At 70.9% G+C, this 23,934-nt stretch carries 25 protein-coding genes; 7 read left to right on the top strand and 18 right to left on the bottom strand.

Annotated elements, in window-relative coordinates; all coding sequences use genetic code 11:
* Positions 1-231: 231 nt before the first annotated feature.
* From LAJ50_RS17635 to LAJ50_RS17650, 4 genes are all read right to left on the bottom strand, one after another.
* Positions 232-909 (bottom strand): DsbA family oxidoreductase, encoded by a 678-nt coding sequence (locus LAJ50_RS17635; protein ID WP_171044646.1) that lies wholly within the window; start codon positions 907-909, stop codon positions 232-234.
* Positions 910-995: 86 nt separating this feature from the next.
* Positions 996-3,449, bottom strand: a complete 2,454-nt coding sequence (gene ligD / locus LAJ50_RS17640) for a DNA ligase D (RefSeq protein ID WP_138654397.1) — start codon at positions 3,447-3,449, stop codon at positions 996-998.
* Between the two features lie 10 nt (positions 3,450-3,459).
* Entirely contained in the window at positions 3,460-4,416 is a 957-nt protein-coding gene (locus LAJ50_RS17645; protein ID WP_138654395.1) for a Ku protein, read from the bottom strand.
* A 96-nt stretch (positions 4,417-4,512) separates the two neighbouring features.
* Complete coding sequence (locus tag LAJ50_RS17650) at positions 4,513-4,920, bottom strand: DUF3224 domain-containing protein (RefSeq protein WP_138654393.1); 408 nt, start codon at positions 4,918-4,920, stop codon at positions 4,513-4,515.
* 242 nt (positions 4,921-5,162) lie between these two features.
* On the opposite strand from LAJ50_RS17650, the gene LAJ50_RS17655 reads away from it, so the two are divergent.
* A complete protein-coding gene (locus LAJ50_RS17655) occupies positions 5,163-5,729 on the top strand; it encodes a DUF3016 domain-containing protein (protein ID WP_138654391.1) in 567 nt (188 codons plus the stop codon).
* Positions 5,730-5,811: 82 nt separating this feature from the next.
* Positions 5,812-6,285 carry a peptide-methionine (R)-S-oxide reductase MsrB gene (gene msrB / locus LAJ50_RS17660; protein WP_138654389.1) on the top strand — a complete coding sequence of 158 codons (474 nt, stop codon included), beginning with the start codon at positions 5,812-5,814 and terminating at the stop codon, positions 6,283-6,285.
* A gap of 9 nt (positions 6,286-6,294) precedes the next feature.
* Here msrB and LAJ50_RS17665 read toward each other — a convergent pair whose 3' ends face one another.
* Entirely contained in the window at positions 6,295-6,699 is a 405-nt protein-coding gene (locus LAJ50_RS17665; protein WP_130552245.1) for a hypothetical protein, read from the bottom strand.
* Between the two features lie 99 nt (positions 6,700-6,798).
* On the opposite strand from LAJ50_RS17665, the gene LAJ50_RS17670 reads away from it, so the two are divergent.
* Positions 6,799-7,083, top strand: coding sequence for a DUF4031 domain-containing protein (locus tag LAJ50_RS17670; RefSeq protein ID WP_130552246.1), 285 nt, complete (start codon positions 6,799-6,801; stop codon positions 7,081-7,083).
* 132 nt (positions 7,084-7,215) lie between these two features.
* Here LAJ50_RS17670 and LAJ50_RS17675 read toward each other — a convergent pair whose 3' ends face one another.
* Complete coding sequence (locus tag LAJ50_RS17675; protein WP_130552247.1) at positions 7,216-7,746, bottom strand: hypothetical protein; 531 nt, start codon at positions 7,744-7,746, stop codon at positions 7,216-7,218.
* A gap of 106 nt (positions 7,747-7,852) precedes the next feature.
* Here LAJ50_RS17675 and LAJ50_RS17680 point away from each other — a divergent pair, with 106 nt between their 5' ends.
* Complete coding sequence (locus tag LAJ50_RS17680) at positions 7,853-8,098, top strand: DUF3297 family protein (RefSeq protein ID WP_130552248.1); 246 nt, start codon at positions 7,853-7,855, stop codon at positions 8,096-8,098.
* A gap of 85 nt (positions 8,099-8,183) precedes the next feature.
* Here the strand turns inward: LAJ50_RS17680 and LAJ50_RS17685 are convergent, their stop codons facing one another.
* The 7 genes from LAJ50_RS17685 to LAJ50_RS17715 form a co-directional block, all read right to left on the bottom strand.
* Positions 8,184-9,827 (bottom strand): Na+/H+ antiporter, encoded by a 1,644-nt coding sequence (locus LAJ50_RS17685; RefSeq protein WP_130552249.1) that lies wholly within the window; start codon positions 9,825-9,827, stop codon positions 8,184-8,186.
* A 57-nt stretch (positions 9,828-9,884) separates the two neighbouring features.
* Complete coding sequence (locus tag LAJ50_RS17690; protein ID WP_130552398.1) at positions 9,885-10,646, bottom strand: ABC transporter permease; 762 nt, start codon at positions 10,644-10,646, stop codon at positions 9,885-9,887.
* Positions 10,647-10,654: 8 nt separating this feature from the next.
* Entirely contained in the window at positions 10,655-11,584 is a 930-nt protein-coding gene (locus tag LAJ50_RS17695) for an ABC transporter ATP-binding protein (RefSeq protein WP_138654387.1), read from the bottom strand.
* 219 nt (positions 11,585-11,803) lie between these two features.
* Entirely contained in the window at positions 11,804-13,066 is a 1,263-nt protein-coding gene (locus LAJ50_RS17700; RefSeq protein WP_138654385.1) for a sigma-70 family RNA polymerase sigma factor, read from the bottom strand.
* A 151-nt stretch (positions 13,067-13,217) separates the two neighbouring features.
* The gene (locus LAJ50_RS17705) at positions 13,218-13,574 is read right to left on the bottom strand and encodes a DUF1428 domain-containing protein (RefSeq protein ID WP_138654383.1); all 357 of its coding nucleotides are present in this window, start codon (positions 13,572-13,574) and stop codon (positions 13,218-13,220) included.
* A 48-nt stretch (positions 13,575-13,622) separates the two neighbouring features.
* Positions 13,623-14,051 (bottom strand): VOC family protein, encoded by a 429-nt coding sequence (locus LAJ50_RS17710; protein WP_130552253.1) that lies wholly within the window; start codon positions 14,049-14,051, stop codon positions 13,623-13,625.
* A gap of 25 nt (positions 14,052-14,076) precedes the next feature.
* The gene (locus tag LAJ50_RS17715) at positions 14,077-14,496 is read right to left on the bottom strand and encodes a YciI family protein (RefSeq protein ID WP_138654381.1); all 420 of its coding nucleotides are present in this window, start codon (positions 14,494-14,496) and stop codon (positions 14,077-14,079) included.
* Positions 14,497-14,680: 184 nt separating this feature from the next.
* Here LAJ50_RS17715 and LAJ50_RS17720 point away from each other — a divergent pair, with 184 nt between their 5' ends.
* The gene (locus tag LAJ50_RS17720; RefSeq protein ID WP_130552255.1) at positions 14,681-15,085 is read left to right on the top strand and encodes a YciI family protein; all 405 of its coding nucleotides are present in this window, start codon (positions 14,681-14,683) and stop codon (positions 15,083-15,085) included.
* 68 nt (positions 15,086-15,153) lie between these two features.
* Entirely contained in the window at positions 15,154-15,453 is a 300-nt protein-coding gene (locus LAJ50_RS17725) for a hypothetical protein (RefSeq protein WP_138654379.1), read from the top strand.
* A 15-nt stretch (positions 15,454-15,468) separates the two neighbouring features.
* Here LAJ50_RS17725 and LAJ50_RS17730 read toward each other — a convergent pair whose 3' ends face one another.
* From LAJ50_RS17730 to LAJ50_RS17740, 3 genes are all read right to left on the bottom strand, one after another.
* Positions 15,469-15,990, bottom strand: a complete 522-nt coding sequence (locus LAJ50_RS17730) for a hypothetical protein (protein ID WP_130552257.1) — start codon at positions 15,988-15,990, stop codon at positions 15,469-15,471.
* Between the two features lie 51 nt (positions 15,991-16,041).
* On the bottom strand, positions 16,042-17,466 hold the full coding sequence (locus LAJ50_RS20295; RefSeq protein ID WP_138654377.1) for a UdgX family uracil-DNA binding protein: 1,425 nt from the start codon (positions 17,464-17,466) through the stop codon (positions 16,042-16,044).
* 500 nt (positions 17,467-17,966) lie between these two features.
* Complete coding sequence (locus tag LAJ50_RS17740) at positions 17,967-19,211, bottom strand: putative DNA modification/repair radical SAM protein (protein WP_130552259.1); 1,245 nt, start codon at positions 19,209-19,211, stop codon at positions 17,967-17,969.
* Between the two features lie 143 nt (positions 19,212-19,354).
* On the opposite strand from LAJ50_RS17740, the gene LAJ50_RS17745 reads away from it, so the two are divergent.
* Complete coding sequence (locus LAJ50_RS17745; RefSeq protein WP_138654375.1) at positions 19,355-19,756, top strand: XVIPCD domain-containing protein; 402 nt, start codon at positions 19,355-19,357, stop codon at positions 19,754-19,756.
* A 29-nt stretch (positions 19,757-19,785) separates the two neighbouring features.
* On the opposite strand, the gene LAJ50_RS17750 is transcribed toward LAJ50_RS17745, so the two are convergent.
* Both LAJ50_RS17750 and LAJ50_RS17755 read right to left on the bottom strand, forming a co-directional pair.
* The gene (locus LAJ50_RS17750) at positions 19,786-22,782 is read right to left on the bottom strand and encodes an EAL domain-containing protein (RefSeq protein WP_171044645.1); all 2,997 of its coding nucleotides are present in this window, start codon (positions 22,780-22,782) and stop codon (positions 19,786-19,788) included.
* A gap of 133 nt (positions 22,783-22,915) precedes the next feature.
* Entirely contained in the window at positions 22,916-23,839 is a 924-nt protein-coding gene (locus tag LAJ50_RS17755; protein ID WP_224096365.1) for an oxygenase MpaB family protein, read from the bottom strand.
* Positions 23,840-23,934 lie beyond the last annotated feature (95 nt).

A 23,934-nucleotide genomic window follows, 5' to 3' on the forward strand; every position in this document is an offset into this window, starting at 1 on the left:
CGCCCCGATTGGTTCGCGCGAAAGTCGCCAGGGTCCCGCGCGCGCGGGAACGACGGTAGCGGGTTTGTCGGCGGTTCCGGGTACGAACGGGAGCTGCCAAGACGCCCGCGGCGCAGTGCCGGTGAACGCGCGATTTCCCTGGCGGGGCGCTCGCTCCATGCGAGCACCGCGGCCACGCATTTGCCGCACGGGTCCGCCTCCGGCCTCCTTCGGGGGCGGATCGCGCCTGCGCTACTGCGCGATCCCGGACAGCTGGCGCAGGGCCTGCTCGAAGGTGTCCACCGGCTGGCCGCCCTGCAGCAGGTGCTGCTGGTTGAACACCAGCGAGGGGACCGCGCTGATGCCGGCCTGGCGCCACTGCGCCTCGTCCTGGCGCACGGCCTGGGCGTAGCGATCGCTGTCCAGCACCGCACGGGCCTCGTCGGCCGGCAGTCCGGCCTGCGCGGCAACCTCGGCGAGCACGGCGTGATCGGACACGTCCAGGCCTTCGGTGAAGTACGCCGTCAGCAGCGCCTGCTTGAGCCGCAGCTGCGCCTGGGCGCCGTCGCGTTCGCCGACCCAGTGCAGCAGCCGGTGCGCGTCGAAGGTGTTGAAGCTGCGGGTGCGCTTGTCCAGGTCGAAGACGAAGCCCAGTTCGGCCCCGCGCGCACGAATCGCCTCGCTGTTGGCCTTGTACTGCTGGGCGCTCATGCCGTACTTGCGCATCAGCCGCTGCTGCAGGTCTTCGCCGCCGGGGGCCAGGTCCGGGTCCAGTTCGAACGGCTGGAAATGCAGGTCCAGCTGCAGACCCTCGATGCGCCGCGCGGCGGTCAGCAGCGAGGCCAGGCCGATGGCGCACCACGGGCAGACCACGTCGGAGACGAAATCCACGCGCACCGGGCGGCCGATGCTGTCGGGTACCGCGCTCATGTCCTGCTCCTGGTCCAGGGTCGATGCGCGCATTGCAGCGCGCCCCGGCCAGCGGCTCAACGACGCCGGTGGGATGGATCGTCGCCTCAGCCGGCCGGCAGCGACTGCCGGATCTCGCCGATGCCCGCCCAGGGGTCGGCCTTGAGCCGCGCGGCCCGCTGCAGCGCCTTGTCCAGTGTGAACTGCCCCGGCGAGGTGATCCTGCCCAGGTCCTCCCAGCGCAGTGGCACGGCCACGGTCGCGTGTTCGCGCGCGCGCAGCGACCAGCTGCACACGCTGGTGTTGCCGCGCCCGTTGCGCAGCCAGTCGATGAAGATCCGTCCCTCGCGCTTGGCCTTGCTCATGGTGGCGATGTAGCGGCGCGGTTGCTGCTGGGCCATCGCATTGGCGAACGCCTCGCAGAAGCCCTTGGCCGTGTCCCAGTCCGGCCCGGGCGTGATCGGCACCACCACGTGCAGGCCCTTGCCGCCGGACAGGCGCACGAAGCTTTCCAGCCCGGCCTGGCGCAGGTTCTCGCGCACCTCGCGCGCGGCGTCCTTGGTCGCCGCCCAGGACACGCCCGGGCCGGGATCCAGGTCGAACACCAGCCGGTCCGGCCGCTCCGGCGCGGCCACGGTCGACCCCCAGGGATGCAGCTCCAGCGTATTCATCTGCACCAGCGCCAGCACGCCGGCCACGTCCTCGACGTAGAGGTAGTCCTCCTTGCCGCTCTTCTGCCGCAGCGGGATCGCATGCACGCCGGGGCCAAGCGCGGCGGCGTGATGCTTCTGGAAGAAGCACTGCCCGCCGGCACCCTCCGGACAGCGCAGCAGCGACAGCGGCCGGCCGGCCAGTTCGGGCAGCAGCAGCGGCGCGATGCGCCGGTAATAGTCGGCGACCTGGCCCTTGGTGATGCCGTCGGCCGGGTACACGACGCGCTCGGGATGGGTGATCGTCACCGTCTGCTCCGGCACGGGGTCCTGCTTGGGATCGGCCATCGACTTGTCCTCGCGCAGCCGCATGAAGGCGGCCTGGCGCAGCAGGCCCTCCTTGCCCCAGCCGCGATATGCCACCTCGGCCACCAGCTGCGGCTTGACCCAGTGCACGGAGCGCGCGTTGAACGGCACGTGCGCCGGCAGCGCCACGGCCGCCTTGTCGGTGTGCAGGGGCTTCAAGGTCTTCAACAGCGCGGTCAGCGTGGCATCGTCGAAGCCGGTGCCGACCCGGCCCACGTACCGCAGCGCGCCCTCCTGCAGACGCGCCAGCAGCAGCGAGCCGAAGCCGGTGCGCGCGCCCTTGGGCGGGGTGTAGCCGACGATGGCGAAGTCGTCGGACTGCTCGTGCTTGGTCTTGACCCAGGTGCCGCTGCGCTGGCCCACGTAGGGCGCATCGGCGCGCTTGCTGACGATGCCCTCCAGCCCGGCCTTGCCGCTGGCGGCGAAGACCTCCGGGCCGTGGCCGACCACATGCTCGCTGTAGGCGATCAGGCCGGGCCTGGGCCCGATCAACGTCTTGAGCAGCGCCTTGCGCTCGGCCAGCGGCGCGCGGCTGATGTCGACGCCGGCCACACCCGGCAGGTCGAACACCAGGTAGCGCAGCTGCGCCTTTGACGTCCCCTCGATGCTGCGCTGCAGGGCCGCGAAATCGCTGCGCCCGTCTGCGTCGATCACCACCAGCTCGCCATCCAGGCGTGCATCGTCCACCGGCAGCGCGCGCACGGCCTCGACGACGTCCGGGAAGGTGGCGTTCCAGTCCAGGCCGTTGCGCGAGCGCAGCCGCACCTGGCCGTCGACCAGATCGGCCAGCAGCCGGTAGCCGTCCCACTTGATCTCGTGCAGCCAGTCCTCCCCGTCCGGCGCCTGCGCCCGCAGCGTGCACAGCTGCGCGGCGAAGCCGGCCGGATACGGCGTATCGCGCGCGCCCTCCAGGGCCAGCGCGCGCCGCCGCACGTCGGCGCCGCGCTTGCGGCTGGCGCGCGGCGTAGACGTGCCAGGCCGCGCGGCCTTGGCGCGCGTCTTCGGCTTCGCCGGGCCGTCCGGCTTGGACCCAGCCGCATCGACCAGGTCGTCGGCCTCCGCGTCGGCCGCGTACGCATCGCTGCGCTTGATCAGCAGCCACTGCTTCTGGCGGCCCTTCATCCGCGTGCGCACCAGCTTCCAGGCGCCGCCGAGCTTGTCGCCACGCAGCACGAAGTCCAGCTTGCCCGCCGCGATCGCCTCCAGCGGATCGCCCTCGCAGGCCCAATGGCCATGGTCGAACACATCCACGTGGCCGGCGCCATAGTGGCCCTCGGGGATGTCGCCCTCGAAGGTCGCGTAGTCCAGCGGATGGTCCTCCACCTCCACCGCCAGGCGCTTCTCGCCCGGGCGCAGCGACGGGCCCTTGGGCACGGCCCAGCTCTTGAGCACGCCGTCGGCCTCCAGGCGGAAGTCGTAGTGGCGCGAGGACGCATGGTGCAGCTGCACGACGAAGATCGGCCGGTGGCGCGCGACCTTGCCATCGCCGCGCGGTTCGGGCGTCTGGTCGAAGCGGCGCTTGCGCGTGTACTCGTGCAGCGACATGCCGGTCCCCTTAGCCCGCCTTGCGCAGCGGCGCCTTCTTCGCCGCCTTCTTGGCCGGCTTGGCAGCGGACTTCCTGGCGGTCTTCTTGGCCTCCTTCTTCACCGCCTTGGTGGCCTTGGCCGGACGCTTGGCGACCTGCTCGGTGGCGGTCTTCTTGGCCGGGGTGCGCTTGTTCTCGCCCAGCGACTTCTGCAGCAGCGCCATGAAGTCGACCACGTTGGTGGCATCGCCTTCGCGCTCGTGCGCCGGCTCCTCCACCCGCGCGGTGGCGCCCTTGGCCTGGATGCGCTCGGCGATGATGGCCTGCAGGCGTTCGCGGAACTCGTCGTGGTACTCGTCCGGGTTCCACTCCCCGCTCATGGACTGGATCAGCTTGCGCGCCATCTCCATTTCCTTGGGCGAGACGCGGTAATCGCCGGCATTGCCGCTGGGCAGCTTGTAGTCGTCCGGGGCGACCAGCTCCTGCGGATAGCGCAGCAGCATCAGCACCAGCGCGTCGCCCTGCGGCAGGACCGCGCACAGGTACTGGCGGGTGCGGATCACCACCCGCGCGATACCGGCCTGGCCGGTGTCGCGCAGGGTCTCGCGCAGCAGCACGTAGCCCTTCTCGGCCTTCTTGCCCGGCACCAGGATGTAGGGCTTCTCGTAGTAGCGCACGTCGATCTGCGACGCATCGACGAAGGTCTCCACCTCGACCGACTCATGGCCCTCCGGCGCGGCGGACTTGATGTCCTCCTGCTCGACCACGACGTAGTTGCCCTTGTCATACTCGAAGGCCTTGACGATGTCCTTCCACGGCACTTCCTCGCCGGTCTCGGCATTGACGCGCTCGAAGCGGATCGGCGACTTGTCGCGCGAATCGAGCATGCGGAAGTGCAGATCGACCTTGCGCTCACCGGACATCAGCGACACCGGCACGTTGAGCAGGCCGAAGGTCAGGGTGCCGCTCCAGATCGGTCGGGCCATGACGGGTCCTTCGCACGCGGCAGGCGCCGCAAGGCCACCGAGTGTGCGAACTGCGCCCGTGGATGGATCGTGACGGGCCGCGGCGCCGGCGGCGGCTCAGTCCGCGTCGGGCAGCGCGTAGGCCAGGTCGTAGAAGTGCTGGCCGTTCTCGATGCGGATGGCCAGGGTGCCGGTGATGCCGGCCAGCGCACCGGTGCCCGACGCCGGCGCGACCTGCACTTCCAGCTGCTGGCGCTCGCCCTGCATCACGCCGCGATGCACCAGCACGAAGCTGCCGGCCTTGCCATGCAGCGTGCCGGTGACCCGCTCGATGGCCACGTACGCGGCCGAGGTGGGCACCGCGGCGCGGGCGGCCAGCATTTCGCCGACGCCGGTGGCGACCAGATCGCCGCTGAAACGCTTGTCCAGCGACAGGCGCGAGAGGCTGTTGCCATCGCCCGCATCCGCGCCGATCTCGCCCTGCGGCTGCAGCTTGACCTCGAAGGTCCCCGTGGCGTGATGCATGGCTGGCTCCTGGGCGAAAGCGGAAAAGGGCATCGGCACCACGACCGTCGCTAGCGCCAGGCCCTGTCTCATCCACCGTGCGTGCATCACGCGAGCCCCCCCGTCGACGTAGGCGGCATCCTAACCGAACCCGGAGCAGCACAACGCCGGCCAAACGCGAGGCAGGAGCGCCCGCGTGGCCGGCGCACCTTCAGCGGCACGGGCGTAGCATCGACGCATTCCCCCAAGGCGGGAGTTCCGTCATGAAACGCCCTGTTGTCCTGGCCGGCCTGATGCTGGCCGTCCTCAGCCTGCCGGCCCTGGCCGCGCGCTCCAACGTCACCGATCCCGACCTGCCGCGCGCCCTGCCCGCGCAGGGCCCGGTATCGGTGTCCTGGACCGATCCGGCGCAGTTCACCGACATCCGCAACAGCCCCAACCGCTGGGAAGCCGAGCGCGGCACCTGGGTCGCCGACCTGGCCGGCTACCTGCGTCAGGCGGCCGCCAGGCAGCTGCCTGCGGGACAGACGCTGGACGTGCGCATCACCGATATCCACCGCGCCGGCGAGTACGAGCCCTGGCACGGGCCATCGGCCGATCACATCCGCATCCTCAAGGACATCTATCCGCCGCGCCTGAGCTTCGACTACACACTGCACGATGCCAGCGGCAAGATGCTCGACCAGGGCCAGGCCAAGCTGGTGGACATGTCCTACCTGATGGGGGCCCGGCCGATGGATTCGGACCCGCTGCGTTACGAGAAGCGCATGATCGACCAGTGGACGCGCCGCCAGCTGGGCCGCGACGCCCGGGTCGCCAGCACGCCGTGAGAGACGGCGGCGCGGCGGCGGTTGAACACCGCGCGCGCCGCCGCCATCTTCCCGTCTTCTCCCTGAGACCGCAGGCCCCGCCATGTCCGATTTCGACCTGACGCCCCCCGACACCCTCCAGCGCGCCGAGCTGATCGCGGGCCTGAGCGAGGAGGAACGCCACGTCCTGCTGCAGCACGGCACCGAGGCGCCGTTCTGCGGCGCCTTCCTGGACAACAAGCTCGAAGGCGTCTACACCTGCCGCCTGTGTGGGCTGCCGCTGTTCGCCTCCAGCGCCAAGTTCGACTCGGGCACCGGCTGGCCGAGCTTCTTCAGGCCCTACGACCCGGCCCACATCAAGACCATCCGCGACACCAGCTACGGGATGATCCGCACCGAGATCACCTGCGCGCGCTGCGGCAGCCACCTGGGCCACGTCTTCCCCGACGGCCCGCCGCCGACCTACGAGCGCCATTGCCTCAACTCGGTCTCGCTGTCTTTCACCGAGGCCGGCCAGCCGCTGCCTGATCCGCTGCACCGCGGTGGCGCCGAGGCGCAGCTGGCGCAGGCGGCCTGAGCCGGCGGATCAGCGCCAGCTGAAGTCCCACCGCGTCAGGCGCCCATCGCCGTCGCGGTCGTACTGGGCCATGGCCTGTTCGGCGTAATCGATGAACTCCGCCTCGCTGATCAGCTTGTCGTAGTTCTTGTCCATGGCCTCGATGCGGGCGCGCGCCGTGCCCTCGCGGCCGATGCCGCCGGTGTTGGGATCGATCGAGGCGCGCATCTCGTCCAGGGTGACAAAGCCATCGTGGTCCAGGTCCAGGGCCGCGAAGGACACACGCGCGCCGGCATCGTATTCGGCCAGGTCCACCACCCCGTTGTGGTCGGCATCGAGCTGGTCGAACCGCGCCTGCGAGACCTGCGCCAGCACGGGCGCGGACAGGCCCAGCAGCACCAGGCCGAGCAGCGGTTCGGGGCGGAGACGGGGCATCGCGGGCGGGCCAGGCGGGATCTGGGCGTCATCGTGCCATGCCCCACGCCCGGCCGGTACGGCGGCCGCCCGGTTTTCCGGCCCGGCTATGCTGTGCGCATGAGCGTGTACGTGGACGATGCGGTCTGGCCCTGGCGCGGACGGCGCTGGGCGCACCTAATGGCCGATTCGCTGGACGAACTGCACGCCTTCGCCGCGCGCCTGGGGCTGCCGCGCCGTAGTTTCCAGGACAAGACCAGCGGCGCGCATTACGACGTCGACGCGGAGACCCGCGCCGTGGCCCTGGCACTGGGCGCAGTGGCGATCTCGCGCCACCGCGACCGCGCCCAGGTGCGCGCGGTGATCGCCCGGGCCAAGGCGCAGGGACGCGGGCTGGCCCCATAGCGGTGCCGGGCGCGCCGCCCTTGCCCAGCGTGGGCCCTCGGGCCTCGCAAGGCGGGCCAGCGACCTGGAGGCAGTTCGCGCGTTCGGCCTACACGGTCGGGGCGAAGATCCGCCCGATCCTGCGAAGCGCGCTCAGCCTGCCTCGCTGGCCAGGCGCAGGTCGAAGCCCAGCAGCTGGCTCAGCGCGCGCATGGCCTCGTCGTCGCGGCGCAGCGCCATCCAGCCGCCATAGCCGTCGGCATCGGCGTTCCAGCACCACAGCGTGTAGCCGTGCGGGCGCAGGCTGTCGTAGGCGATGGACAGCAGCTGCGGCACGTCCAGGCCGTCCATGAAGTCCTCGTCGTCGCGGTCGCCGCCCCACTCGATCTGCAGGCCGTAACGCGCGGCCAGTTCGTCGAGCGCCTCCATCGTGGCGTCGATGTCGTCCGGGCCGACGAAGAAGCCCGAGGTCCAGTCCACGATGTCGCGCAGCAGCCAGGGCAAGGGCTGATCATCGCCGGCGGCCAGGCGTTCGCGCAGCAGATCGAACTGGCGCAGCGCGGTGTCCTCATCGCCGGGGTTGATCAGCACCAGCAGGTTCCAGGCCAGCGCCTCGGGCGTGTCGGCCTCGTCCAGGTCCAGGCGATCGGCGTCGTCTTCGTAGTCGGCGGTGTTGTCGGGCATGGCGGGACTCGCTGTGCGGGAAAAGAGGCCCGGCGCACGCGGGATGCGCGCGGCCGGGCCGGCCATTATCCTGTGCGCCCTCGTTGCCCGCAGTGACCGTCCCACCATGAGCGATACCCCTCCCGACCGCCTGGCCGTCGACCCGTCCAGCCGCTTCCACGACCAGGCCGCGCTGGACCGCGGCGTCGGCGTGCGCTTCAACGGCGTCGAGCGCGACAACGTGGAGGAGTACAGCGTGTCCGAAGGCTGGATCCGGGTGCAGGTGGGCAAGTCGCTGGACCGCCGCGGCCAGCCGATGACGCTGAAGATCAAGGGCAAGGTCGAGCCGTACTTCAAGACCGAGGCGGCTTGATCGGCGCATCCCTCTTTGCCCTTGTGGCTTAAGGACTTCACCGGGACAACTCCTCGCCGCCATGGCGGCTCCTGCCGGTCGCGGCTCAGCGCTGGCGGGTTTCGAGCAGGTCCAGGTTGCGGACGAGCTTGCGCGAGACCTCTTCGGAGATCTTGCGTTCGCGCGCCAGGCGGAACAGTTCGGCGCGCTCGGCGCGCAGGCCGGCCTGGCGCATCTGGCGTTCGACCTGCTCGATCCGGCGCGCCTGCTCCGGGGCGATGTCGGCTTCGCCGCCCAGGCGGTCCACGTGGCGCTGGTAGAGCTGGCTGACGCGTTCGGCGCAGGCACCATAGAGCTCCTGCTCCTCGACCTCCTCGGCCGAGGCCACCAGCCGCTGGCGCTCGCTTTCCACCGCCGCCAGGGCGGCGCGGGCGGCGGCCTTGCGCGCCAGGTCCTCTTCCTTCTGGTCATCCTGCTCTTCGGGCAGCTGCAGGTTCTTCAGCAGCGGCGGCAGCGCCACCGAGGCGATCAGCAGCGAGACCAGGATCACCGCCGCGGCCAGGAAGATCGCCAGATCGCGGGCCGGGAACGGTGAGCCATCGCCCATCGCCAGCGGCAGGGTCAGCACGCCGGCCAGGGTGATGGCGCCGCGCACGCCGGCCAGCGAGGTCGCCACGATGATCCGCCAGTTGGGGCTGGCCCGCTCCACGCCGCGCGCGCGGTCGCGCAGGATGTTCAGGCCCAGCGACAGCCACACCCAGGCCAGACGCAGCAGGATCAGGCCCAGGCTGATGGCGGCCACGTAGACGGCCAGCCACCAGGGCTGCAGGTGGCCGGTCTCGTCGATGCTGCGGATGGCGTTGCGCACGATGCCCGGCAGCTGCTCGCCGAGCAGGGTGAAGACGATGCCGTTGAGGGTGAACTGCACCATGTCCCACACCGCCGTGCGCTGGATACGCACGCTGGCCGCGGCGCGGCCGGACAGCTCGACATAGCTCATCGTGATGCCGGCCGAGACCGCCGCCAGGATGCCCGAGGCGCTGACCGCCTCGGCCACCACGTAGGCGGCGAACGGCGTCAGCAGGCTGACCAGGATCGACGAGCCGGCCTCCTCGCCGAAGTGGCGCATGATCCAGCGCTGCAGCACGTTGATCGCCCAGGTCACGCCGATGCCGCAGCCCAGGCCGGCCAGCGCCACCCAGAGGAAGGTCAGCGAGGCGTCGGCCAGCGAGAACGCGCCGGTCAGCGCGGCGGCCACCGCGAACTGGAAGCACACCAGGCCCGAGGCGTCGTTGAGCAGCGACTCGCCTTCCAGGATGTGCATCAGGCGCTTGGGGATGGGCACGCGCGAGGCGATCGCCGACAGCGCCACCGGATCGGTGGGCGAGAGGATCGCCGCCAGGGCGAAGGCCACGGCCACCGGCATGGCCGGGATCATCCAGTGGATCAGGAAGCCCGCGCCGACCACGGTGAACACCACCAGCCCCAGCGCCAGTTCCAGGATCACCGTGCGGTCGCGGAACAGCCCCTGCTTGGGGATGCGCCAGCCGTCCAGGAACAGCAGCGGCGGCAGGAACAGCAGGAAGAACAGCTCCGGGTCCAGCTCCACGCCATGGTTGAACATCGAAATGACCGCGCCCAGCCCGATCTGCACCAGCGGCAGCGGCAGCGAGAATGGCAGGACGCGGACCAGGAAGCCGCTGGCGGCCACGGCCAGCAGCATGGCCAGGACGATTTCGATCGAGTGCATGACCGTGAACTTACCAGACCGACATGCACTGCCTGCTGATCCGGACCGGGCGATGCCTCAGGTCTTGATCTTCCAGCCGGTGCGGAACATCGCCCAGACCGCGACCAGGCACAGCGCCAAAAAGCCGCAGATCGCCGCCAGGCTGACGCCCACGTCCACGTCTGCCAGGCCGAAGAAGCTCCAGCGGAAGCCGCTGATCAGGTACACGACCGGGTTGAACAGGGTGATCTTCTGCCACACCGGCGGCAGCATCGACACCGAGTAGAACGCCCCGCCGAGGAAGGTCAGCGGGGTGACCACCATCAGCGGGATCACCTGCAGCTTCTGGAAGTCGTCGGCCCACAGCCCGATGATGAAGCCGAACAGCGAGAACGTCAGCGCGGTCAGCAGCAGGAAGGCCACCATCCACACCGGGTGCTGGATCTCGTAGGGCACGAACAGCCGTGCCGTGACCAGGATCAGCAGGCCCAGCATCAGCGACTTGGTCGCCGCCGCGCCCACGTAGCCCAGCACCACCTCCACGAACGAGACCGGCGCGGAGAGCAATTCGTAGATCGTCCCGGACCACTTGGGCATGTAGATGCCGAAGGAGGCGTTGGAGATGCTCTCGTTGAGCAGCGAGAGCATGATCAGGCCGGGGATGATGAAGGCGCCGTAGCTCACGCCTTCGACCGATCCCATGCGCGAGCCGATCGCCGCGCCGAACACCACGAAGTACAGCGAGGTCGACAGCACCGGCGAGGCGATCGACTGGGTGATGGTGCGGAAGGTGCGCGCCATCTCGAAGCGGTAGATCGCCAGCACCGCATGCCAATTCAGGCCCAGGCTCATGCGCGCGCCTCCCGCACCAGGCTGACGAAGATGTCCTCCAGCGAGGACTGCGAGGAATGCAGGTCCTTGAAGTCGATGCCCTGCTCGGCCAGGCGCCGGAGCAGCGCGGCGATGCCGGTCTCCTCGGCCTGCACATCGAAGGTATAGACCAGCTGCGTGCCGTCGGCCTGCAGCTCCAGCGGCAGGTCGGCCAGGGCGGCGGGCACGGCCTGCAGCGGCTGCTGCAGGGTCAGGGCGAGCTGCTTCTTGCCCAGCTTGCGCATCAGCGTGGCCTTGTCCTCGACCAGCACCAGGCGGCCGCCGGTGATCACGCCGATGCGGTCGGCCATTTCCTCGGCCTCTTCGATGTAATGGGTGGTCAGCACGACCGTGGTGCCGCGGTCGCGCAGCGCGCGCACCAGCTTCCACATGTCGTGGCGCAGCTCGACGTCCACGCCGGCGGTGGGCTCGTCGAGGAACAGCACGCTGGGCTCGTGCGCCAGCGCCTTGGCGATCAGCACGCGACGCTTCATACCGCCGGACAGCGCCATGATCTTGGAATCGCGCTTGTCCCACAGCGACAGATCGCGCAGGACGCGCTCCAGCAACGCCGGGTCGGCCGGCTTGCCGAACAGTCCGCGCGAGAAACGTACCGCGGCCCGCACCGTCTCGAAGGACTCGGTCGCCAGCTCCTGCGGCACCAGACCGACCAGCTTGCGCACCGCGCGATAGTCGCGCACCACATCATGCCCCTCGATCCGCACGCTCCCCTCGCCCGGACGGACGATGCCGCACAGGATGCTGATCAGCGTGGTCTTGCCGGCGCCGTTGGGGCCGAGCAGCGCGAAGATCTCGCCCTTGCGGATTTCCAGGTCGACGCCCTTGAGCGCCTGGAAACCGCCGTCGTAGGTCTTGGTCAGCCCCTGCACCGAGATGGCGGAGGTCATGATGGCTCCTGTGTTGCGAGGATGGAACGACGCGCCGTGCGCGCAGGCCGCGTAGCCTGCGGCAACCTCCGTGATCGGACAATGCAGATCCGCGCGACGCTGTGTCCGTCGGCCGAGCCGCCGCCGGCCGATTGCGTTCGACGGGATCGTCGCCATGGGCGCGCAGGCCCACGCAGCCCGGCGCACCTCGATCGAATCACGGCGCCGCGGGGCGCATGCTCACCCCGACGTCGCGCAGGCCGCGGCGCGGGCGCGCATTTGGGCGGCCTCGCGCGCGTTGCGGGTCAGCGCGGCGGCCTGCTCGAAACAGGCGCGCGCCTCATCGAGCCGGCCGAGTCGCTCGAGCAGATCGCCGCGCACCGCGGGCAGCGCCGGGTATTCGCGCAGCGCGGCCTCGTCGAGGAGCGTATCGGCCAGCGCAAGGCCGGCCTGTGCGCCCGCGGCACGGCCCAGGGCGACGGCGCGGTTGAGCTCGACGACCGGCGAGGGCGCGACCTGCGCCAGCCGCGCATACAGCCCCGCGATGCGCGGCCAGTCGGTGTCCTGGCTGCGCAGTGCGCGGGCATGGCAGGCGGCGATGGCGGCCTGCAGCGTGTACGGCGCGTCGGCGCCGCCCAGGCGCAGCGCGCGCTCCAGCGCCTGCAGTCCACGGGCGATCTGCAGCCGGTCCCAGCGCGCGCGGTCCTGCGCCTCCAGCAGCACCGGCGTGCCGTCCGGCAGGGCGCGCGCGGCGGTACGCGAGGCCTGCAGTTCCATCAGCGCGAGCAGGCCGAACGCCTCCGGCTCTCGCGGCATCAGCCCGGCCAGCACGCGCCCCAGGCGCAGCGCCTCGGCGCACAGCGCCGGCCGCATCCAGTCCTGGCCGGCGCTGGCCGAATAGCCCTCGTTGAAGATCAGGTAGAGCACGTCCAGCACCGCGTCCACACGCTCGGGCAGATCCTCGCGCGCCGGTGCTTCGAACGCCACCCGCTGCGCGGCCAGCGTGCGCTTGGCGCGCACGATGCGCTGGGCCACGGTCGCCTCCGGCTGCAGGAAGGCGCGCGCGATCTCGGCGGTGCTCAGCCCGCCGAGCAGGCGCAGGGTCAGTGCCACGCGCGAATCGGCCGGCAGTACTGGATGGCAGGCGATGAACATCAGCCGCAGCAGGTCGTCGCCGATGGCGTCGTCCAGCTGCACGGTGCTGTCAGGTCCCGCCATGACCTGGCCCTCCAGTTCGAAGGCGATGTCGGCGTGCTTGCGCTGGTGCAGCTGCCGCTGACGCAGGCGGTCGATCGCGCGGCGCTTGGCGGTGGCCATCCACCACGCGGCCGGATTGTCCGGCAGGCCTTCGCGCGGCCAGTGCTCGAGCGCGGCGACCAACGCATCCTGCGCCAGTTCCTCGGCCTGGTCGAGGTCGCGCAGCATGCGGGTCAGCACCGCCAGCACCTTGGGGGCTTCCATGCGCCACAGCGTGTCGATGGTGCGGTGGAGGTCGGCGGCCATGGTCGGCGATCAGACCACCAGCCGGCGACGCGCGCAACCGCGCCGGCGCGGTGCAGGCGCCCGCCCGGCGCGACGCCGCGCGCACCGATGCGGGGACGCGCCGCGACGTCCCCATGCGCATCCTGACCATGCCCGCGACGCCGCCACGCGCCTAGCGCCGCACGAGCGTCTTGAATCCGCCCCAGACCATGCGCTTGCCGTCGAAGGGCGGCGTCTCCGGCCCCCACCGCTTGAGGCGCGGATCGTCCATCGCGCGCTTGTTGACCCGATCGCGGTGGGCGCGCGACCTGAACACGATGTAGGCGAACACCACGACCTCGTCCGGCTTGAGCTTGACCGCCTGCGGGAACGACGTGTGCTTGCCCGGCTTGACGTCGTCGGCGATGCATTCGACGTACTGCAGCGCGCCATGGTCCATCCAGACCCTGCTGCCCACCCGCGCCATCGCGCGGTAGGCGGCCAGTCTGGCGGTCGGAACGGGAATCACGAAACCATCGACATAGGCCATGTCGGTCTCCTTCGCATCGGATCGGGATGTATCGGGTCGGGGCCGGGGTCAGACCTCGCAGCCCGGCGCAGGGACGGCCACATTGAGCATCCATGGCGTGCCGAAGCGGTCGGTGAGCATGGCGAAGCGCGGCGACCAGAAGGTCGGCCCCAGCGGCAGCTGGATCTGCGCGCCATCGGCCAGGGCCGCATACAGGCGCTCGGCCTGGGCTTCGTCGTCCAGCTGCAGGCTCACGGTGATGCCGTGCGGCGGCGTGTAGTCCTGCGGGGGGCAGGCATCGGAGGCCATCAGGGTGACGCCGCCGGCGACAACCATCGCATGCATCACCGCGTCGTCGGGCATGCCGGGCATCCTGGCGTCGGGCGGCGCCTCGCCGACGGTGGCCATGGCCACCACCGCGCCGCCGAGGATCTCGGCGTAGAAGCGCATCGCCTCGCGGCAGTTGCCATTGAAGAACAGGTACGGGGCTACGTTCATGGGCTTGCTCCTTGGGGTGTGGGGATCAGGACTGGCCGGCGGTGCGTTCGCGCAGCTGGGCTTCCTGCTCGCGCAGTTCGGGCGTGAGGGCCTGGCCGAAGTCCTCCATTTCGAACAGCGGACGCAGCTCGACCTCGGCGCCACCGTCGAAGGGCGCGCGCTTGAGCCACTCGATGGCCTCGTCCAGCGAACGCACCTGCCACAGCCAGAAGCCGGCGATCAGTTCCTTGCTCTCGGCGAACGGGCCATCGATCACCGTGCGGACCTGGCCGTCAAAGCGCACCCGCGCGCCGCGACTGGATGGATGCAGGCCCTCGCCGGCCAGCATGATCCCGGCGTTGACCAGTTCCTCGTTGTAGCGGCCCATGGCGGCGAGCAGTTCGGTGGACGGCATGACGCCGGCCTCCGAATCCGCATCGGCCTTGACGATCACCATCACTTTCATCGCAGTGCTCCTGTCGGTGGATACGCGGACCGCAAGGCCCGCGCTGTGATGGAACGACGTGCCAGCGCGCGCCGGATCGACATCGCGGCGCGAAAAGAATCCGCGATTACCGCCGCGCGGTCCCTGCGGGCGCCGCATGCGCGCCTGCGGCATCATGCGCGCACGCCCTCGCCCAGGAGCCTTCATGCAGTTCCTCATGCTGATCCACGTCGATCCCGCGCTGATGCAGACCCTGCCGCAGGCCGAGTTCGACCGCCTGATGCGCGGCTGCTTCGAGCATGCCGACGCCCTGCAGCGGCAGGGCGTGCTGCTGGCCTCGCAGCAGCTGGAGGGCGCGGAGACCGCGCGTTCGCTGCGCGTGCGCGGTGGCCAGACCCGCGTGACCGACGGCCCCTTCGCCGAGACCAAGGAGCTGCTGGCCGGCTTCAACCTGATCGAGGCGCCGGACATGGCCGCGGCCGAGGCGATCGCACGGAAGTTCCCCTGGGCCGCCTACGGCTGCATCGAGCTGCGCCCGGTGCGCGACATGAACCGGGTGCGCGAGCAGGTGGGCGCCGCGCCCGGCGCGCTGGAGCTGGCGCGCGCTTGACGGCTGCTTCACCGCAGCGGCTCCTAAAGTGCGATGACGTCCGACATCGACGCCCATAGGAGGGCTGCATGTCCGTATCCACGCCATCGACCGATCCGGGCGCGCGCGCCATCGTGGTGGATATCCAGCACGAGCTGCGCTGGTGGCGCGAGCACTACCAGCAGACAGGCCGTGGCGGCTTCGCCCGGGCCGAGCCGACGCTGAAGTTCGCCTACGACAGCTACCTGCTGCATCCGCACGAGCGCCTGCACGCGCTGTGGCCGGACATCCGCCGGCGCTATGCGCTGCTGCCCGCGCACGAGCAGCTCGACCCCGCGCAAGCCGAACGGATCATCGCCGAGGTCTGGGACCACATCCACGCGGGTTGAAGGCCGCGTCGTCGGTCAGCCGCCTGGGGAGGGGGCGCCGTCCGGCGCAGGCGAGACGGCCACGTCGTTCCGCGCGGTCATGTACAGCAGGATCGCGATCGCGACCGCGGAGAGGTTGAGCCCGGCGCCCCACACGCCGCCGCCTCCCAGCACCAGGTGGGACATCGCTCCGAGCCGGCCCACGAACCCCATGGCGCCATTCGATCCATCGAACCACACGCTGAGATTGAACGGCGCCCAGAACTGATAGGACACCAGCGGGCTGTAGACCTGCAAGGTCTGCGGCAGCCAGAACGCCACGCCCAGTGCGGGTGCCGTCGACCAGCCTTCGATCAAGGCGAGCCCAGCGACGATGCCCACCCCATACGCAACCGCGAACAGGCCAAGCAACAACCAGGCAATGGGTTGGGTCACCTGCCCCGAGGCGGCCTGCTGAGTCAGGACGGCCAGACCCGCGCCGCTTCCGGCAATCGCGCCAATCCCCAGCGCCCGTCGCCACCCGCGGCGCAGGGATGTCGCTGCAACGTCCTTGCGCAAGACACATCTCCCTGGGGTTCGAGCGCATGTTCACGTGCGCCCTTGAAGCGGTCAAGCAGATGCGCGGACATCGGGCACCAGCAATGCCAGGTCCTGCCTGAGCAGCGCATAGGCGTCTTCGCGCGCCTTGGCATCGGGCTGGCGCAGCACCCAGGACGGATGCACGGTGGCCAGCGCACGCGCGCCATCGGCCATGACCCGCCACTGGCCGCGCTGGGCCATCAGCTGGAAGTCGGCGCCCAGGACCGCGCGCGCGGCGTTCGCGCCCAGGCAGACGATCGCCTTCGGATCCAGGCGCGCGAGTTCCTGCTGCAGCCAGGGGCGGCAGGCGGCCACCTGCGAGGAGGTCGGGTTGCGGTGCAGGCGGCGCTTGCCGCGCTGTTCGAACCGGAAATGCTTCACCGCGTTGGTCAGGTACAGCGCGCCCCGGTCGATGCCCAGCTCGGCCAGCACGCGATCGAGCAGCTTGCCGGCCGGGCCCACGAACGGCCGGCCGCTGAGATCCTCCTCGTCGCCCGGCTGTTCGCCGACCAGCACGATGCGCGCGTCGGCGGGGCCTTCGCCGAACACGGTGCGGGTGGCCGGCTGCCACAGTTCGCAGCGGCGGCACGCGGCGGCCGCGGCACGCACCGCGTCGAGCGAATCGTCGGCGCGCAGGACCGGTTCCGGCGCGGCTTCGGGAATGCGGCGGCGAGGTGCCTCGGGCATGCGCTCGGCCATCTCGCGCACGCGCGCGCCGGCGGACTGCAGCAGCTCGGGCAGCAGCGCGGCCTCGGGCAGATGCTTCCAATACTTCTGCGGCATCTCCGAACGCATCATGGTCGGGTTGAGCCGTGCGGGATTGAAGATGTTGGCGTAGTAGGTGCGCCACAGCGCCTCGCGCGCATCGTCGGCCGGGGCATCGGCACGCACGCCGCCCGGGCCGAAGGCCAGGGCATCGCCGTCCCAGTGCGCGCTGCGGTAGGGGGTGAGGATCGCCCAGCGCATGCCGGCGAAGCGCCGCGCGAAGAATGGGGCGACGCGGTCGACGATGTGGTGCTCGGGCTCGAACCAGGCCACGAAGGCGTTCGCCTCGCCGGGCACTTCGCGGAAGCGCACGAAGGCCTTCATCTTGTGGCTGTCGCGCCGCACCGCCTTGGCCAGCACGCCGGCGCGATGCACGTCCGCGTCGGTCGCATGCGCGAGCAGGCCGCGCTCGCCCTGCCCCATCCGCCACAGCAGGCGGTACAGCAAGCCATGCCGGTGCGGATCGCGATGGCAGAGCACGGCGCCGGCCAGCGCCAGGAAATCGGAGGAAACCCGCGGCGCTTCGCGCTGGGCCGGCAGGGTCGTCACTTCGGGCGTCGCCAGCAGGCCGCCCTGGGCGCCGCCTTCCCAATCCACCTGGTCCGGGGCCACGTTTGCGCACCAGGCCGCTCGGGCCGCGATGCGCCAGGCCTCGAGGCTCCATGCCGGCTCTACGCGTGCACTGAACATCTCAGCCTGCCCGCCGTGCGGCGCTGCTGCCTTGAAGCAGTGCACTTATTTTGCGCGAGGGATGTCCTGCGCTCACGGCGATTTGAGCGAAGGCATCCACGCGCGAATGCATCAGCGTGGGTGCATCCCCCAACTGCGGAATGGCGGGGCGTGCGCGCTCCGGCTTCGGAGGGGCAGCGGGCCAGCGGGCCGTGACCGCTTTTCCCTCGGTCAGGGCATCCTGCCCTGACTCGGGCGCTCTGCGTCCTGCCTCGCTAGGCGCGGCCACGGCCCGCCGGCCCGCTGCCGCGCGCGTCAAGTCGAAGGACTTCGGATCGAAGGAAGTCCTGATCCATTTGCTGCGGTGCCCCGGCCCCGTTAGGAACTGCAGGGCGATGGGCAGGATCGCCCGCGGCGGCGAGTCCGCCCTCAATGGAGGACCAAGCTGAGGAGCCACGCTGAGTGCCATCAAAACGGGTGGGCGAAATGCGCTCACCGGCCCAGCCCTCCAGCGAAGACCCTCAAAACAGCCCCATCTGTCGCGGCTTCGGTGCCAGCATGCCGCGCAGCTTGGCCGTGTCGTCCAGCGCCGCGCGCGGATGGTGGTCCAGCACCTGCACGAAGGGCAGGAGCTTCTTCATCGGCAGGCGCAGCCGCGTCAGGTCCTCCACCCGCAGCCGGCGGAAGCGCCGCGAGGCGATGATCCGTTCGACATTGCGCGTGCCCAGGCCCGGCACGCGCAGCAGCAGTTCGCGCGGTGCGGTGTTCACGTCCACCGGGAAGCGCTCGGGGTGGCGCAGCGCCCAGGCCAGCTTGGGATCGATGTCCAGGTCCAGCATGCCGCTGGCGGCGTCGGTCGGCGCGATCTCGTCCACCGAGAAGTCGTAGAAGCGCAGCAGCCAGTCGGCCTGGTAGAGCCGATGCTCGCGCTGCAGCGGCGGCGGCTGCAGTGGCAGCTTGCTGGACGCATCGGGAATCGGGCTGAAGGCCGAGTAGTACACGCGTCGCAGCCGGTAGTTGCCGTAGAGATTGGTGCTGGTCTGCAGGATGGCGCGATCGTCCGCGCCGTCGGCGCCGACGATCATCTGCGTGCTCTGGCCTGCGGGGGCGAAGCGCGGCGGCTTGGCGCGCAGCTTCTTCTCCTCGCGCCGCTGCTCCTTGTTCTCCTCGATCCGCCAGCGCAGTTCGCCCATCGCCGCCCGGATGCCCCCGGGCTTCTTTTCCGGCGCCAGCTGCGCCAGGCCGCCTTCGGTGGGCAGCTCGACATTGATGCTGAGCCGGTCGGCATAGCGCCCGGCCGCGGCCAGCAGCTCCGGCGCGGCGTCGGGGATGGTCTTGAGGTGGATGTAGCCGGCGAACCTGTGGTCCTGGCGCAGGCTGCGCGCCACTTCCACCAGCTGCTCCATCGTGTAATCGCTGTTGCGGATGATGCCGCTGGACAGGAACAGCCCCTCGATGTAGTTGCGCTTGTAGAAGTCCAGCGTCAGCCGCACCACCTCGTCCGGCGTGAAGCGTGCCCGGCGGACGTTGCTGGTGACGCGGTTGACGCAGTACGCGCAGTCGAACACGCAGAAGTTGGTCAGCAGGATCTTCAGCAGCGATACGCAGCGCCCGTCGGGCGTGTAGGAATGGCAGATGCCCATGCCCTCGGTGCTGCCGATGCCGCCGGTCCCCAGCGAATGGCGCTTGTCCGCGCCCGAGGAGGCGCAGGAGGCGTCGTACTTGGCCGCATCGGCCAGGATCGCGAGTTTCTCGGTGACGTTCACACCCTCCAGCCTGCCGCAGGCAGGTCTCAATCCGTGAGACGCAACCGGAGTGGCAACTGAACACGCCCCCCGCGACCGCCTCGACGCACGCGGCACGCAGGACCTAGCATTCCCGCCGTCCGTTCCCCCGCGAGGCGCCCGCCATGAACACGCCGCATCCTGCCACCACCGCCAGCCCGGAAGCCCTGTCCCAGCAGGCCGAAGCCGGCGTGCGGCGCCTGGAAGCCGACCTGGGCCGCCCCTTCGACGACAACAGCGAGCGCCTGAGCGCGAGCCTGGCGGTGCTCGCCAGCGAGCAGGGCCTGAGCCGCATCGACCACGTCGTGCTGTCCGAACGCAATGCCCGGGTCGGCCAGGGCGAGCTGGTCTTCGTGGTCCAGGGCGCGCTGGGCGATCCTGCCCAGCTGCGGGCGCACATGCGGACCGAGGAGGCCGTCGCCATGCCCACCGCGCAATCGCGCGAGCGCCTGCGGCAGCTGCAGGAGCAGCACCTGCTGGCCCTGCAGCAGGTGCAGACACGACCCGATCCACAGCTGTCGCGTTGAAAGACGCGGCCGGCGCGGGTCCGCGCCGGTCAGCCCAGCGCGACGCCCCGCACGCGCTGCAGGGCCAGCTCCAGCGGCAGCGCGCGGCCCAGCAGGAAGCCCTGCACCTGCTCGCACCCGTGGCGCCGCAGCCACTCCAGTTCCTCCGGCCGCTCCACGCCCTCGGCGATCATCTCCAGCCCCAGGCTGTGGCCCAGCATCAGCAGCGACTTGCAGATGCTGGCGTTGCGCGGGTCGCGGTCGACGTCGCGCACGAAGGTGCGATCCAGCTTGATCGAACTCAGCGGCAGATGGCGCAGGTAGGACATCGAGGAGAACCCGGTGCCGAAGTCGTCCAGCGAGATGCACACGCCCGCATCGCGCAGACGCTGCATCGCGGCCATGCTCTGCTCGGGCCGGTGCATCATCACGCTCTCGGTCAGTTCCATGTGCAGCGCGCGCGGTGAGATGCCGGCCTGGGCGCAGGCCTGTTCCAGTTCGGACGGCAGGTCGGCCTGCAGCACCTGCAGGGTGGACACGTTGACCGCGACCGGCAGGTCGCCGCAGCCCTGGCGCCGCAGCCAGGCCTGCGCCTGGGCGGCGCGGCGCAGGATCCAGTTGCCCAGCGGCACGATCAGGCCGATGTCCTCGCACAGCGGGATGAAGTCGGCCGGCGGGATCTGCGTGCCGTCGCGCTGCGGCCAGCGCACCAGCGCCTCCAGCGCGGCCACGCTGCCATCGAGGGTGCGCACGATCGGCTGGAAATGCAGGTCGAACTCGCCATGCTCCAGCGCGGTGCGCAGGCGCCCGGCCATGCGCAGGCGCTCGCTGTAGCGCCGCGCCAGCGCGCCGTCGTAGCGGGAGATCTCGAATGCCGAGGAATCCAGCGCATGCGCGGCCAGCGCGGCGTTATCGATGATGTTCTCCGCGCGCAGGCCGCCGCCCTCGTCACCGGCCAGGCCGAAGCGCGCCTCCAGCCGCTGCATCGAGCCATCGCCGTCGCCCACCGGTTCGCGCACCGCCTCGATCGCCGCCTCGATCGCCGGCTGCAGGCGCTCGGCGTGCAGCACCGCCAGCACGAAGTCCTCGTCGGGCTGGTGCGCGGCCAGGCCGAACTGCTGGGCCCACAGCTGCAGGCGCGCGGCCAGCGTGCGCAGCACATCGTCGGCGGTCTGACGCCCCAGGGCATCGCGGATCGGCTGCAGGCCGCGCAGCTGCAGGTACAGCACCTGGTAGCCGGGATGCTGGCCCTGGTCCAGGCGGTCGCTGAGCGTCTGCACATTGATCAGGCCGGTGGTCTGGTCGTGGCGCGCGCGGTAGGCCAGTTCCTTCTCGTACTCCAGGCGCTCGGAGATGTCCTCGGACAGCACCAGCTTGGCCTCGTGTCCCCCGAAGCGGATGTCGCTGACGTACACGCGCGCCTGCAGGGTCGAGCCGTCCTTGCGCCGGTGCTGCGATACGTGCGAGTCCTCGAACCCGGCCGCCAGACCCTGCACCACGCCGCTGCCGCCGGGCAGGCCGGCCGGACAGATGTCCGCCAGCTGCATGGTCAGGAATTCCTCGCGGCTGAACCCGTACTGCAGCGTGGCGGCGCGATTGACCTCCAGGAAGCGCCGGGTGCGCGCGTCATGCACCCAGAACGGCAGCGGGTTGCGGTCGAAGATCAGGCGGAACTGGCGCTCGGCATCGCTCAGGCGCGACTGCGCCTCCATGCGCTCGCTGATGTCCACCAGCGTGCCGGTCATGCGCAGGCCGCCGCCCGCGCCGGCGACCACGCCGCCGCGCGCCACCGCCCAGCGCTCCGCGCCATCCTGGGTGACCAGGCGGAACTCGCACGAGAACGCGCCGCGCGCGCGCCAGGCGCTGATGAACCGCTGCGCCAGCATGCGGCGGTCGCGCACGTGCACGTGCCGGATGAAGGCCAGCAAGGAAGCGGGCTGCGCCTGCCCCAGGCCGAACATCTGGCCGACGTCGGCCCCCCAGACCACCTGCCGGCCGCCTTGTTCCATCGCCCAGGCCCCGACCTTGCCGGTGTGCTGGGCCAGGTGCAGATGCTCGGAGTTGCGCTGCAGCTGTTCGAGCATGCGGCGCTGGTCGCGGTCGGCGCGCCGCACCACGCGCAGCAACACCAGCAGCATCGCCCAGTACAGGACATACAGCAGCGCGGCGATGGCGACGAACCGATGCCAGGGGAGCAGCACCTGCTCGGTGGAGAGCCCTGCCCAGACCCGCAGCGGGTAATCCGGAAGCACGCGCGCGGCCACCACCCGGCGCAAGCCGTCCACCTCGCTGGTGCGCTGGCTGACCGACGCCTGCGGCCGGGGGTCCAGTTCGCCGGGCCCCGGCATCGCGATGCGCATGCCGATGCCCTCGCGCGAGGGCTTGCCGCCCAGACTGCGCACCAGCAGTTGACCGTTCGGGCCGACCACGCCCAGCGTGCCATCGCGCCCCGAGTCCAGGCCATCGATCAGCGCCTGCAGGGCCCGCGCATCCAGCCGCGCCAACAGCCAGCGCGGCGCGCTGTCGCCCTGGACGGACAGCGGCAGGACCAGCGGCAGCACCGGGCGACCGTCTTCCAGCCACTGCAGTGGCCCCAGCCGCAGATGGCCCGGCTCGGAGGCGCCGGCGCTGGCGTTCCACCGCGCGAAGTCCGGATCGCCGCGTCCGGAGGTCAGGGCTCGGCCCCGCGTATCGACCAGGACGATGCTTTCCAGTTCGTGGTGGCGCGAGGCGACGTCGGCGATCAGGTCGCCGATCGGCGCAGGCGCCTGGTCCGGCGCCGCGGCCGACAGTCTCGCCGCATCGGAGGCGATGCCGCGCAGGGCGCGCTCGAGGTTGCGCAGCTCCAGCCCGATCGCGCGCTCGACGCCGACGGCCAGCGCCTGGCTCTGGCGCTCGGCGGCCTGCAGGCGGTTCTGGCGGTCGCTGACGACCCACCAGCCCAGCCCGATCGCCAGGACCGCGCCCAGCAGCAGCCCGAACCCGAGCACCGTGCGGGTCTGCACGACCGACTTGACCGGCGATGGGCCTGGAACCGAACGATCCATGTGCACCCGCTGTTGGACGGAGATCCTGCCCCTCGGAACGATCAGGATCGCATCGCGCTCCCCGACACCGCGCGGCGACTCGCCCGCAGCATACGCCGCGGCTCCGCCGACCGACAGCCCGTTTGCTGGCGGCTCAGGCGCGCCCGGGCCAGTCCCGCATGCGTGCGATCGGCACCGCCATGCGCGCGCAGGCGTGGGCGCATGCCCCATCCGGCAGGGCGAGGCGGAACACCGGCGCCAGGCCGCGCAGGCTGGCGGCGGCCATGGCCGAGCGCGCGCGCCGCGCGCGGCCCAGCGCCAGCAATGCCTGCGCCCAGTCCGGCAACAGCGCCGCGGCCGCGCCGAGGAAGACATCGCGCGACAGCCCGGCGGCGGGCACCGGCAGGCGGATCCTGGCCAGCACGTCCATGACCTCGCGCGAGCGCGCGTCGAAGCGCAGCTGCGGCCGCACCGCCGCGAAGTACGCGTCCACCTGCGCCTGCGAGGCCGGCACCCCGCGCGCGCCCAGCGCTTCGGCCACGCGCCGGACTTCGTCGAAATAGCGGTCCGCCACATCCGCCGGCACCGGCCGGCAGTAGCGCCGATAGCCCTGCAGGAAGCCGTGCGCCTCGGTGACGTGGACCCAGGTCAGCAGGTCCGGATCATCGGCCGCGTAGGGCGTGCCATCGTCCAGCGCGCCCTGCACGCGGGAGTGGATCGCCCGGACCCGTTCGATCAGCCGCTGCGCCTCGGCGGTCGACGCATAACTGGTGCCGGCGACGAAGGCGGTGGTGCGCCGCAACCGGCCGACCAGGTCCTGGCGGAAGTTGGAATGCTCGTAGACGCCGGCCAGCGCGCGCGGATGCAGCGCCTGCAGCATCAGCGCCGACAGGCCGCCGGCCAGCATGCCGGGGAAATCGGCGTGGATACGCCAGGTCACGCTGTCCGGGCCGAACAGGCCCGGATCCCCGCGCGGCAGGTCGTAGTCGATCCCGGACCCACCGCGCGGGAAGGCGCCGAGCACCCAGCGCCGCACCGGTGCGGTGGCGGGGGCGGCGAGCGTGCGGAGCAGCGACATGCCGCCATCCTACCGGCGGCCCCGGCCGGCATCGCCGCCGCACACATGGAAAAGGCGCCACGGGGGGCGCCTTCTTTCAGGTCCGGCCAGGAGGG

This window comes from Pseudoxanthomonas sp. X-1 (genome assembly GCF_020042665.1).
Taxonomy (GTDB): domain Bacteria; phylum Pseudomonadota; class Gammaproteobacteria; order Xanthomonadales; family Xanthomonadaceae; genus Pseudoxanthomonas_A; species Pseudoxanthomonas_A spadix_A.